This window comes from Paenibacillus sp. FJAT-26967 (assembly GCF_001541095.1).
Classification (GTDB): domain Bacteria; phylum Bacillota; class Bacilli; order Paenibacillales; family NBRC-103111; genus Paenibacillus_F.
In genome coordinates this window covers 2,228,284-2,242,140 of record NZ_LMXH01000001.1, presented here as the reverse complement: position 1 = coordinate 2,242,140, position 13,857 = coordinate 2,228,284, and the positions used below count along the sequence as shown (strand labels likewise).

Genomic DNA, 13,857 nt, shown 5'->3' with positions numbered 1-13,857 from the left:
GATCACTCCCTTTCTTTAAATAGAAATGCAGTGATGACTGAAGGTGAAGGCACTGTGAAGTTACCTTTAAGCAATACTTTCATTTCAGCCAAACCGTGAATTGAAGCATAAAAAAAGACAGCCATCTCTTGCGCATCACCCGATCTGAATTCCCCAAGCTGCTGACCTTTACGAATGAGTTGTGCCGTAGAATCAAGAAGCCTGGCATTGACTTGAAGGATCTCTTTATATGGTTCAGATGCTGTGCCAGCTTGAGCTAATAGGGATTGATTAATAAGGATCAGCAGATTAGCCAGATCTTCGCCATGACTCAAATCGCTGTGGACTTCGTCGACAAATTCTGTGATTAACTTTTTAGGAGACTGTTCAGAATCGTCAAAGAAAGTAATATTACGTTGTAATCCTTCCATTGCATAGGCAAGCAATTCGTGAAATAATTTTTCCTTTGTTTTGTAGTGACGATATAACAACCCAATACTAATTCCGGCTGTGTCGGCAATATCTTGAACATTTGTTGAACCGTATCCTTGGTGGACAAATAACCGCATCGCAGACGCATGAATTTTCTCCCTGGTTGCTTTGCGCATTTCTTCAAACTGCTCCTTAGTTCGTGGCAATCGAATCCCCTTCTTTTTTTGAGTGAATTTTCACTCATTATAAAATATATGAATGAACATAGCAACACTCAATTACAGAAGCGTAATCTGCACTCAATAAAAAAAGCAGCGGATCGCTATCTGATTGACTATCCTCTCCCTTTATATTTAATTAACGTGCACGGTTAGTTGGAATGCTGATTCCCAATACCAGTATGGTATTAGGCTTGTGAATTGGGACTTATCCTTACAATAAACAGGAGAAAAACGCAGCTAACGTTATGTAATTAAAATGTTAGCTGCGTTCTCGGGTTCAATATAAACGGGAGGTTGCGCTGATGTAAGATTTTAATGAGTATGGACTTGCCCATGCTTCCTTATTCCCTATTTATCAAATTCGGCTTTAACTATCTTACTAAAAGTTTGGTGTTCGATAGCAGTTCCTAAATAGTTGGTACTGACGGCTAACGTATGTTTACCGCCAAGCACACCGCCCGCAAATGTTGCAAATCCCGGTATTCCTCCGGTATGCCCCCACACCGTATCACCGTTTTGAAGGTTGAATGCATATATCCCGAGTCCGTATCCCTTGAAATCCTTTTGCCCTGTTGCTACAGGGGTAAGCATTTGTTTCAGCTGTTCTTCTTTCAGTAATTGGCCGCCAAGCAAGGCGGAAAAGAACTTATTCAAGTCTTCGGCAGAAGATATAATATCCCCGGCGGAGCTGGCGACGCTCGGATTATAGTACGTAATATCTAGCGGCTCCTTCCCAAATTCCGGCTGGAAATACCCCCGCGCATGTTTATTGCCGGGGATCACCGCTGAATTACCCGGAAGGAACGTATCGGAGAGTTCAAGCGGTTCTAGGATCCGTTTCTCGATTTCCTCCGCATAGCTAGCTCCGGACACCCTTTCAATAAGCATGCCCAGCAACACATATCCCGTATTGGAATACGACCAGCCCTTGCCGGGAGCGAAATCCGCGGGCATAGCCAGGCCGATTTTGACGATTTCTTCAGGAGTATACGTTTTTCTGGTTTCCATTAAATTGATTTTATCTGACTTCAAGTATTCGCTGATCCCGCTGGTATGGTTCAGAAGCTGCCGGACAGTGATCTCTTTTCCTTCGTAGCCGTTTCCGCGTACGACACCGGGCAGCCATTTCTCGATGGAATCGTCGAGATTCAATCGGTTTTCTCCGGCTAGTTGGAGGACAACCGCAGCGGTGAACGTCTTCGTTACGCTGCCGATGCGAAAACGATAATTCGTTTCCATCTGCTGCCCGGTCGTCAAATCGGCGACCCCTATGGAATAGGCCCACCTTTTTCCATTCTCAGTACTTTTGACGAGTATACCCGGCAGCCCGGTCTCCATTGCATCCCGCAAAGCTTGCTTGACGGCACTATGATTCCGTTTTGCCTGCGCCTCAGAGGAAGAATTAATAGACGAGGCGGCTTTCGCTTCTACCGCTATACCTGGAACTACGTTATATTGGGAGATTCCCGTCACCATAAGGGCCAAGCTGGCGGACACAATTTTATAAGGCATTTTCATACGTAAATCAGCTCCTCGAATAGATAATGGCGGTAATTTCCCGCCTTTTCATCCTATCCGCAAGGCTGTCATATCCGCTATTCACAAAATGTCATCATTTACATAATGACAAATTTGTGGAAGTATTTTTGTCAATCGGAACAGACTGGCCTTCGACATTCCAACCCGTATTATCCCATGATAAGCTTGGTGCGTTCATTAGCGAAAGTGATTTCGAAGGCGTTGGAGAACGCGATCGAGTATTAGCGGATTTGGTGTCACATGATCGAAAATCGCTGACATGGAGATATTTCTGACAAATCAGCAAGAGCATTTCGAACCGTACATCGTTCTGTACAAGGAGTATGCGGGCATTCATCTGCAGGCCGACACCCTACTCGGCGTGCCCGGTCTTGTGTTCCCTCATCAACGGATTGAAATCCGCGCCGTCGCACACACAGACTATAAAGCGGCTGCTTTGATAGACGGAAAGTTAACCAAACAAAAGGAGGGCTTGCGCCCTCCAATATACTTTCAGTTCTCTATTTAAATGACCGGAATCGGTTCTTCCCAACGAGTCATGCCCGCCAGTTCCGGATGATCATCCGGACATGATTCCGTAGGCAGTCTGGTTTTCTTGGAAAGCACACAGCCGCACTTGCCGCAGATCTTCTCTGCGGCATCGGCGCTGGCCGAAGTGGTCACGGACAGGGCGTTGTAGAGCAGCTTATCCGGTTTGTTTTGAATGTGCGGGCAGGCCTCGCAAGCGCTCATCCGTTTACGGTAAACGTCGTCCTCCACAGTGGCAAAACCCGTTCTCGCCCACTTCCACAGCGCTTGACCGGCTTTCTTGGCCAATTCCGCATTGGAATGCGCAGCGGCGTGCCCTTCAGCCAAACCGGCCACCTCTTTTACTTCCATTGTTGATGCATCGGAAGCATCCGTTACTCCCGCTAATTGCGACACTCCGGCTGCTTCCATTTCACCTGACGTTTCTGAAGTTTCCGCAGCTCCGGTTGAACCCGATGCTCCCGGCGCTCCGAAAGCTTCCGTCCCCCCGGCCATGTCCACCTCGGGAGGATTGTTCAGCAAATGGTTCAAGAACATCTCCGACCTTCGTGCTGCGAGTAAATTATGCGCATAACTGGGATCATGAACGGCCGCAATAAGAACCTTTTCCGAAACCGGTCCGTTCAAACCCAGGATGATGCCGAATTGCTCGCACTGTTCTTCTATAGTCCCCGTGAATGCTCCCAACGGTTTGTCGGCTGATTCCATAGTCAATCTCCTCTGTTGGTATGATCGTATTCCTATTGGTTCAACGTAACTTCAGCCGAAGAAGAGTGCGGGTCCAAGGTCGAGCCGATGTCTGAAGTCAGCGCTCTGGAGACCGAAACGGTATAAGCCACCCCGCGCTCCAGCGTTACCTTCAACAACACCGAAGATTTGCTGCTGCCAGGCGTTACATCCTTAATAAGCGCACTCGGTTCGAAGGAGAAGTCATCTTCATCGGCAGTACTCAGCGCTTTGACGGCTGTATTGAAATACAGTTCAACGGTGGAGCCGGCGTGCAGCAAGGCGTAGCGCACTTCTTCCGTGAGCAGCGTTTTGTTCTCCCCTGTCAGATCTGCGAATAAGAACGATAAATCCGTGGAAACTGCGAAATCCGCCGCAATTAATCCGGTTGCATCCACAATCTTGTTCTCTTGCAGAAGCTTGAACGCTGTCTCCGCGATATCGGCTGTAATATCAGCCGTCACCAGCGAAGACACGCTAACCGTCGGCCCGGTTACCTTCGCTCCGGTCACTTTCAAGCCGTTCGCTTCCGGACCGCCTATGCCGTTCGGTGGGAAATTCATGCCGTTACCTGCTTCGATGGCATCCATTCTGGTCCCTGTGGTTGGCTCGAAAGGATCGGTTTCAAAAGCATCATGCAGTGAAATATTAATGTTGTTAAATATTACGAGTTGAATTTGGTGCAGCGCACTAGTCATCAATGGCGCGTAGAGAGTACCAAAGAACATATTTTGCAAGATAACAGGTGTATAATAATCGCTCATGCCAACAGTTGTGTAGCCGTCCGCGTTCAGAGGCGCGCTCTTTTGAAGCCGGCTGACCATATTTCCGAGAATGAACGCCATCCCTTCCATGCCGAGCCCTTTAATACGCGTTAATCCGCCCGATAGTACAACATATTGCTTGCCGTACTGGGTAAAGGCATAAGCGTTCGGCTCCAGACGTCCGATGTCATGATAGAACGTAATATCAGGGTAAAAGCCCTGGAACAGGTTCACCAGGTATTTCACCATGGCATTACCGATGCTTACTTCCGTAAAACCCCATCTTTCCGCTTTATCGTTCACGTCAATCGCTTGAAGGGGGCTAAGGAAGGATGCCGCATTGTCCGGCACGAAAGCCACGTTCGAACCCATCACATAGAATTTGCTTAATTGCTCAGCCGCTTCAGGACTAGCCGCAACGGAAGCCGCGTTCGATTCACCCACGACCGGGGCGCTGAATGACATATAATTTCCGGCGACCAAGTGCGGGTTAGCCGCTTCATATGCCAGACTCCCTACTTTCGGGCAATCCTCCGCATCTTCCAGCATACCGCTTTTCTTAAGCTCATTCTGATGAATTTGCAAGTTGAAATCGCCGGAAACCAATCCCTCGGACAACAGTAAGTGACCATCCAGCGACCCGTCAAAGGAAACATCCGTAGCGATATGATGCACCCCGCCTGTGTATTCGCCGATGCTGATTTCATTAATCGCTACCTGCGTACCGTTATAGGAAATCAACAAATCTTTACCCGGCACCAATCGGTCGGCCCGCTTCAGTTTGCCGCTAGGCATCAGGAACAGGTGATCCGGAGTGACGATGATACTGCCGTGACCGCCGAACCGGATATAGACCATAGCGGGTTGATGACTGTGAGGACCGGTACCATTACTGAAATTAAGCTTGGCTTTCTTCCACTCCAGTTGGATACCTTCCGCGCTCTGCTGCAAGCTGGCCGTGATGACTTTATCACCAACACTGAACTTCTCAATCGCACGGTGACCATCCGGTGTTCCGATTTGAGTCCCGTGAGCGAAGCAGGAGCAGCAACAGTAGCACGTGACCACATTCCAGGTATCTCCCAGACTCATACAGCCTCTGTTACCCAACGTTGCATGGCTCATATCGGAAGGATTGCTAGTGTTAAAGCAGACCTGGGCCGCAAAGGGGTACAAATAATCATGCGGGGAACAACCCGGTACAGGTTTTCCGTTAATATCGGTGCATTGACACAAGCGGTGTGCCTGAGGCGTAAAATTGACATTATCCTGGCAATGCTCTCCGGGACATACCAGATAAAAGGGTTTTCCGAACTGAAAGTTATTGTTATTAATATCCTGAGGATTCACCTTAGACCAATCTACATCCGTTAAATTTTGGGCCGCGCCCAAGTTGATTTCAAGAGAACCTTTACAATCCATTATTCATAACCTCTTTTCGTTTAGTTGATTGTGCTTGTCTTCGCGAATACATTCGATTGATAGGTGATAATGACGGTAAGCCCCGCTAATACATCCGGATTTAAAGCCCCGTTCAACAGAAGTGCATCCGGTGTATTCGATAAAGAAAACTGCAAAGTGGCCTCTACACCGGTTCCCGTTACATTGCTTAAATCGCACGTCCCCGTGTTATTGGTTACACTCATCGGGGCCGCAGGATTATCCCCCAGCTTCAGGCTCAAGAACGGTGTGCTCTTATCCTTATCAGACACATTTGCCAGATTGGACGTAAGGATCAGTACAGTGGCGGACAACAAGCTTACATCAGATAAGTGGGTCAGAATGCTGCGGTCCGTTACAGGAAAGCTGATCTGCTGCACACCCTGGGTCGCCTGCGGATGAAACAGAGCGAACCAATCGCTCGGGAATGCTCGTTTCAAGTCCATAATTTTGGCTGGTGTATACGGATAAGGAGCGCTGTCGGCATGCAGCTGCTGCCTCACCTGACCGGCGAATTGAGCTCCGCCGTCTTTGGCCGTGTACTGAATCTTGACAATGATATCCGAGATATTCCCGAAATCGAAGCGATTGGTCTCCGGCGGCAGGTTCAACGTCCACGAGGATACCGCGCCCGTCCCCTCGAATGGCAAATACCGATCATCCTTAAAATCCAGTACGAACAACCCGGAATCATTCATTCCTCGGGTTACGGCAACCTGCTGCGCCATATGGTTCTGCCTCAACACGTCAGGTCCAGGTGCCGGATCAGACGGGTTCAAGAGATAGCTGACTCCCGTGATATCGGCTTGAACCACTACCGAATTTCGGTTTTGGACCAGTGTAGCGTTGATATTCTGATAAGGTCCGACCAAGGCCGGTATGGATATTGCGATAGACTTTATTTTGCGGCAATAATGGCCAGGAAAGTCGAAGTCGAACAACTTCTCGTTCAATTCAAAATCCAGCTTGCCTTGTACCTCCGTACCGCTCTGCATCCCCCCTTTAAATGCGATGAATTTAACCGGGTCCAGATGGAGCAGAGATACGGTTTTCTCCAGTTCCAAATCTCTCGAATTGTTGAACACGTAAGCTTTCTCCATCTGATTCAAGGCAAGCAGCAAGCCTTCCCCGGCAAGAAGACCCCTGTGCAGGTTATCCCAGTAATCGAATTGCAGGAATTGATCCTGCCGCTCCAGCTCGTATTGATAGGCCGCTTGCGCAGCCATCGCCATGTCCACAGCGAGCTGATAACATTGGAAATACGTCGTCGATAACCGGCTGATCATCCACTGGTACAGCTCTTGCCCGGTAAACTTGCCCCGCAGAAACTGTTCCATCTCATCCTGCTGCTTCATGGATTGCTGATGGATGTCAAGTTCCCTTTGCAGCATGGCGGCACGCACATTCCCGCCGGCAATCTGCTCATCCAGCTGCTTCACTTCGGAGGCCGCCACATCCCGCTGCAGCCCCCATTCCTCCCGGCGGCGCACATACTGGGCACCGGTGTTAATCAAGCCGGCAGCTTTATCCAATCCGTTAGCCACCCCGTCAGCCATAGCGGCGCCGGCGTTCACAGCATCGCCGAACTGCATTCCGCCGTCCGCTAATCCGAATATGTTCGGAGCCAGATAGCCCGCGATCGACAACCCGTGAATCGCGATGGATGCGTTCTGAAGGTCCGCGGATACCCCCCTTAATACCAGATCGGTAATTTCCAGCCCATTGATGTTCTCGTCATATAAAGAGCTGTAATGGTCGTGACGGAACACTGCGTTGGCTCTGCTTTCCGATAATGACGCCAGGGAATCGGTCATTTCCTCCAATTGCTTCTCTTTAATCATGGTCGTGAGATTGAGAATGTTTTTTTCATGCGTGCTCTGGAGCAGAGACAGGCTCTCCGCGTCATTACGTTCTAGCGCCGCCAGCAAACTTCTGCCAAACTGGGTTAACGTGCCCGCTAAAGATTTAGCCCTCTCCAGCATGAATGTAAACCGGTAAGGAACGCCTTGATTTTCCATTTTCAAAGCAGCTAAAGGATTCACGCCCGCACTGACCATGCGAATCAACTGAGCGGGATCCAGCGGCGGTTCGAACAGAGCCAGCGTTTGAGGAATTCCCTGCAGATTGAGACAATGTCTGATTTTGAACAGGCGATCCTCCACCCGATCCCAGTACGCAATAAATTGTTCATTCTCCGGCACACAGAAGTAGGTGTCGAGCGCATTAAATGGAGCATGGGTCATTAAAGCGCCGCTTTCGGGAGTCTCCTGCTCCAGTGCAATCAGGAATTGAGGAATCCCGTCCTTGAACTGCGCCAGAAGATCGGCGAACGTTTTGGGCGCAGGCTCAGGGGATTTTCCCAGATTCTCGGGCCTTGGTCCCAGTAAATCATAAGCGTAAACGTACATCATCGTTGCGGTAACGATCGCTTCCCAGGTGTACTGCGCAAAGTACGAATCGCCCCACTGCAATAAGTTATCTATATAGGCCATCACGACAGCTTTATCGTATGCGCCGATCCGAAGGCCCGCAATCGCGTCCGGATCGAACGGATCCATATTGTAAGCCGAGATCTCCTGCGGATTGGTCAATTGATCCTTTAAGGATTCCAGCGTATGGTTCCGGAAAGGATTAAACTGCCAGAAGCGAGCCGCCGGATTGCCTAACTTGTCGTTTAACAACCGATTTCGGACCGAATCAATCTGTTTGTCGTCCAGAAAAGCGAACAGCCGGTTAATCGGCGTTGTCTCCGAGAAATCCGCGCTTACCGCTCCTGCATCTGTAATGATCTTTTGATCAACCAGGATTTTGTAAATACGCTGAGAACTCGTCAGCCCGATCGTTGAGGTTTGGAAATCTCCCGCTCCTATCTGAAAAGGCTGCAGAGTCGGATTAAAAATATACTGATACCACTTCTCCGCGTCTTGATAGTTTTGATTCGTCTTGAGCAAGCCCGCGATCAAGAAAGGGGCATGGAAGAACAATTCCCAATAATATGTCTTGTAAGCTCCCCAGAAATCAACCTGCGACCCGTCGGACGCATCTGGAGCAATTACATAATTGCTATCGAACTGGAATCGCTTGAACAACAGTTCAGCCTCAATCGGAATCTGCTGCGACTCCAGACTGAGAAGCGCATCAACGCCGCCTGTGAAGAGTGTAGAGCTAAGCCTGTGCACCGCGGCCGTCGTCAGACGGAAGGTGGAGAAACGGTACTTGATGCTGCCGATACCGTCCTTGTTCCTGTCCAAGAAACCGACCGATACCGGGAAAGGCCATTGATACAACGTATCCATGACATGCCGGACCTTCAGATCCTCGCTTGGTTGTCCGTCCAACAGTCCCTTGACGTACTCGAGCAATTCATAGAAATCAATATCCGCCAGAATTCTGCCGTTAGGATCGAGGTAGCCCGCTTTGATAAACTGCTGGAAGATTAACTGGGAACCGGATGCCTCGATATCAATCGGAGCCGACGCCACAAAGGATTGATCTGTAAACAATGGGCTATTCATCAATACGTTGACGACCGCCGAAGTGTTGGATACCAGTTGCGGTTGCAGGTACTCCGTCAGGCTCTGTGCATCGGAGTCATTTTTGAGAACCCCGTCCCCATCCAAAAATCCTCCCGAGACGAGTAAATTGTAGATCGTCCGTGAACCGTTTGCGTCGATGTTCACTTGGGCGGAAATAAACGATGCCGGCGTAAAAATCGTATCGGGATTCAGAAGCGCCTCGCTGATTGTAGGCACATGATCCTGCACATCCGAATCCGTATCCATGAACAGAAAAGCCTCTTTATCCCCTTTGAACAAGAACGCAGCCGGATGGTTTTTTACGGTAAGCACTTCGTACTCATTGCCTCTCATATTACCTGACAAAGACACGGTTCCGACGGCCTGGCTGATCTGCTGCAGTACATACGCAGCTTTCGCCGGTATGTTCGCCTGCCCAGTAAGATAGCCGGCCACGTCTTTACCGAGTTGAACAAAGTTCAAGGAACTTTGAGGCAACCCTCTATCATTGAGATAGCCTGATTTGACCAGACCGCTGTAGACGGTTGTAGACTGTGACGTATCTATTCCTAACAACTCCGAAACAAAGGAAGAGGCATTCAGATTAGACGCTGCTAGGACGGGTGACGGGATTCGGATGGAATCAGCGGCATAGTTATCATAAAGAATTTGAGCCGTGTCGATCAGGTTCAGTCTGCCGGAACTTCGGTCAATTTCGGGACGGAAATACGTCTCGCTGATGGCCGCTTCTTTAGCCGAAATGATATACTCATCCGGATTAACGATAAAACCGGGCTGCAAATCATCCTGAATGACGATCGGCTGAAACAGGGGCAGGAAGCCGGTGTGCCCGACATTTTTGGCCAAAACAAACTGATGAACCACTTCATACAAACGATTCTCGAATTGCTGCAGCGTATCGTTGGCAGAAACAGGCGCATCCGGCATGGCGAACGCGGATAACCCCCCAATATCAATCATAGGACCGAGAAACAACACCAGCTTCTCAAACCGGTTGGCTCCGACGTTCGGAGTAAGATAGTTGTTTCTCTCGATTTTGAGCGGATACACCTTATTCCACCAAAGCTGAGTAGAATCGAACTGGGATGCGTTAAAGAGGGTATTGACCCCGCTTCGTGTAATGAATGTGCTGTTATCCGCCGAGATGACTACATCTTCCGCCAGCGTTTGCGGGGGGACCCAGGTGCCGCTGAAATTGTAGAATGTATAACGAATCGTAGCTTTAACCGATTTTTGTTGTGTAGAACCGCTGCCGTTATCTCTCACGACTTTCTGCTCCACCCAGAACAGGAAAAGGCGGTTGAATACATAGACAGGTGAAACCGTGTCGGAGTTAATCGTGACCTTAATTTCGTTCCATTCCGACCACACATTGCCTTCATCCCGCGTTAAATAGTAGTACTTGTATGGCTGTGTTTCCGTCCTGGCAAAAAGATAGGTGACTTCCGCGTTATCATGCGTCGGATCCGTAACATGCGTATGATAGGTATCTACCACCTTCAGCTTGGCAAGCTCCGCAAAACGGTCCAGATACTTGCGATACGCGGCTTCCACTGTATCTTTCGTGATATCGCCTTGCTTCAGCGTATTTTCGAACTCTGTGAAAAGCGCGGTTTTATTTTGCCTGTAGGAAGGGTCGATGTAGTTCTCGGGATATAAGAACACTTGGCGGTTCGCTTCCCAAATTCGATAGTTAATCATCCATCTCCACCATACCGCCGGAATCTCGAAATCAATAACGCCCGGCTCCAGTCGTTCCCTGCTTCTGAGAAGATACAGCTGCACGGCGTTCAGCGCTTCTTTAATATAAGAGATCGTTGCGCAGCCGCTCATCTCCACGTCGATCAACAGATACTCATATAAATTACGGCTGTTCTGAATCCATCCGAGATCCTCCATTTGGGACAACGCGTTCAGTGCGGTAGAAATTAAAGCCGTTCGCTGCTTCTCCCGTACGGCTCCATTGACCTGAAGGTATAGAGTCTCCCAATCGTCTCCGCCCAAGCGGGCCCTTAATGCCATTAACAAGTTATCGGCCGCTGCCACATAATCCGCCCAATGTGTCTCAGCACTCAGCCCGGCAACATCACTTACATTAACCAGTAGACTGAAGCTGGCACCTGTGGCCTTCATGACGCCCATTACCTTTTGCAGAAGGTATAGCCGTTCAATGCGCGACAATGACGGAAACGATGTAAACAGAGAGAGAATCTCGGTATCCGCGAGTCCCGTCATTGCTGTTATGGCAGCAGCCGCTGCGTAATCCGTAGTGGCGGTCATATAGAGGGAAATGGACCCGTTCACATCATTAAAGAGCACTTTCAATTCCTGATAAGCGTACACATCAAGCACCTGGACCGCGGTTAACTTCGCGGTGTCCGCAATACCGAAAGCGGTGAAACTGTTTTTTAAGGTTGCCAAGTCATCGCTCGTCAGTGAAAATTTCCGTGCAATCACAAGCCACTGGGATAACTGTTTCATCCTGGCTTCCGCTGTTAATTTCTGCTTGGGATCAGTGAATACAGAGACCATGTCGGTGTAGTTTAACAAATCGATCAACCCTGTTATTTGCACCGTTTGAACATGGAAGAAAGCCGCAATCTGGCCGATCAGTTTTAATGCCTGCTCTTGCAGCAAAGTCTCCGGATCTTGCCGGGAAGCCGTGCCAGCGATGAGCTGCGGCAGGTTGTTCAGCCATCCGTTCAAATCCGCGGGCCGGTAAAGCGGATCGACATAATCGGAAACGTTGCCATTCACCACGTAATCCAGTTCATACACATTGAGCCTCGAGCGTTTCAATTTATCTATGTTCTTCTTCATTAAGGTCCAGGTATCCAGTTCAGGTACCCAGGTCAATTGATCGAACAACATCAGCGATAATACAAGCTGCGCCACCGGCATTCCCAGCAGGTTCCCGAACAAAGAATAGCGATATAGGATGGATAGTTTGCCGACGGTTAAGGGGATTTTCACTTGTTCTCCGAACAACGCGGCTGCAAGCAGATCAAGATCGCTCTGACTTAGCTTCAGCGCCGCAGCAATACGGGATGCAAGCTTCATATTATCCGCATCCGACGCTCCTACCGTCCAATACAGGAGGGTATCGGTATACATCGGATTGAACGGATAGCTGCTCTTCCCCTCGTCCGCAGGATGGTAAGGAGCGGATTCCGGTCCGTTAAAGAGCTTGTCGAATGCGGTATTCGATACCGCGCCATCTCCCTGACCGTATGTCTTCACATCGAATATCAGCGCACCGGCCTGCACGAGGGACAGATTCCACTGCTCTATGATGGTCCTCAGCTTGGCCAGGTCGGTCAGCGCCCCGGCATCCAGCTTCGGCGCTCCGGCTGTCACGCATTGCAGCGCCCAGTCCAAATCCGTATAACTCCAGCCCAGCTTATTGCTCAGCCTCAGGAAACGGTGAATCCGGTCCAAGGCATCGGCGGTCAGGTTCACGATCGTCCAATTGTCACCTTGACTGTTCACTTGCAGAGGCTGCGCAAGCCCATAATTAATGAAGAATGATTTCGTTAGACCCGCTTGGATTTCTGCGGCTGCAAGATCTTGAGTAAACAGCGTCTGCAATTGCAACAGCGTTAATCCGGTTTGTTTGCAGAATGTATCTACATCAGACAGCACCTTCAGATCCGATACTCCGTAGAACGTTTGCAGCTGAGTTTGATCTGTGGTGGAGGTTGAAATTAATAAGAACTCCTCTTGGGAAAGACCCAGCGTTTCGGCGGTCACGCTTGGAGCGGGTGAACCCAATAGCGTGTACACATCCCCAAGCTTCACATTCATACGGTTCAGATAGATCCGCATCTGTTCCAAAGGATATTGGAAAGGCAAGTTAAACGGATAAACCTGAACGGACAATGCCTGATACAAATCCCCTTTGATGCTTAAAGCCGAACGGACTGCCGCCTCCAGCCTTTCGTTGACGACTTGCAGATAAGGCATAGTCGTATTCGTATTCTCGCAAGTAAGCTCGATGTTCGCCAGATCCGGACGGCGGACGGCCAAGGTCATATTGGCGGGAATGGTGCTGCGATTCGGTACCGTAATGTACTGGTTCGCGATACGCATCAAATCGACTAAATACGCAGCCGGACCGAAGATAGATTTACATTCATCGCACTCACAGTAATTCAGCGAGCCGAAGATCTCCTGATAATCAGGCAGGGCTTCATAATGCTGGAGGATGGAGTCCGATATGGAATTGGCGGCAAAATTTCTCGTATGAGGCGATGATAACTGGGAAATGGACGCCCATTGATGCATCGCCTGGGCTTCAACATGCTTCGCCTTGGCATGAATGGCGGCGGCCTGTTCTCCCCCGTTCTCGCCCAGCAGCGGCCCATAGGATTTCACAAAGTGAACCGGATTGATAGCTGCTATTTGAAGAGCCGAATGCAGGGGAGGGTTGCCATCACCGCTTCCGTTCTCACTCTTATGGCTGCCAGCCAACAATACACCGGCAGCCTGCGGATCGTTCGTGAGCCGAAGCAGCCTTTGATAGCTGCTAAGCAGATTTAGAGCTTCCGAATGCTGATCACCGGATTCGTTTAACGCCGCCACGGAAGCCGTGTTCGTGAACTTGAAATTGCTAACATCGAAATTCGGGTTATTGGCATAAAATTGTGCCAAAGTCGGATGTGCCTCGCTTAAATACGATTGAATATCCATGAA

At 49.5% G+C, this 13,857-nt stretch carries 5 protein-coding genes; all 5 read right to left on the bottom strand.

The window, feature by feature from the left end:
• Positions 1–2: 2 nt before the first annotated feature.
• A complete protein-coding gene (locus tag AR333_RS09625) occupies positions 3–617 on the bottom strand; it encodes a TetR/AcrR family transcriptional regulator (protein ID WP_068775026.1) in 615 nt (204 codons plus the stop codon).
• Positions 618–980: 363 nt separating this feature from the next.
• The gene (locus AR333_RS09620) at positions 981–2,150 is read right to left on the bottom strand and encodes a serine hydrolase (protein WP_068775025.1); all 1,170 of its coding nucleotides are present in this window, start codon (positions 2,148–2,150) and stop codon (positions 981–983) included.
• Between the two features lie 525 nt (positions 2,151–2,675).
• Positions 2,676–3,407, bottom strand: coding sequence for a hypothetical protein (locus AR333_RS09610; protein ID WP_068775024.1), 732 nt, complete (start codon positions 3,405–3,407; stop codon positions 2,676–2,678).
• Between the two features lie 32 nt (positions 3,408–3,439).
• The gene (locus AR333_RS09605) at positions 3,440–5,281 is read right to left on the bottom strand and encodes a Hint domain-containing protein (RefSeq protein WP_253735770.1); all 1,842 of its coding nucleotides are present in this window, start codon (positions 5,279–5,281) and stop codon (positions 3,440–3,442) included.
• 350 nt (positions 5,282–5,631) lie between these two features.
• Positions 5,632–13,854: a neuraminidase-like domain-containing protein gene (locus AR333_RS09600; protein ID WP_068775022.1), complete on the bottom strand. Its 8,223-nt coding sequence runs from the start codon at positions 13,852–13,854 to the stop codon at positions 5,632–5,634.
• Between the last annotated feature and the right edge of the window lie 3 nt (positions 13,855–13,857).

Coding starts and splice junctions, on each gene's coding strand:
- AR333_RS09605 (WP_253735770.1), bottom strand. CDS start 5,281: ATGAGTCTGGGAGATACCTGGAATGTGGTCACGTGCTACTGTTGCTGC.
- AR333_RS09610 (WP_068775024.1), bottom strand. CDS start 3,407: ATGGAATCAGCCGACAAACCGTTGGGAGCATTCACGGGGACTATAGAA.
- AR333_RS09620 (WP_068775025.1), bottom strand. CDS start 2,150: ATGAAAATGCCTTATAAAATTGTGTCCGCCAGCTTGGCCCTTATGGTG.
- AR333_RS09600 (WP_068775022.1), bottom strand. CDS start 13,854: ATGGATATTCAATCGTATTTAAGCGAGGCACATCCGACTTTGGCACAA.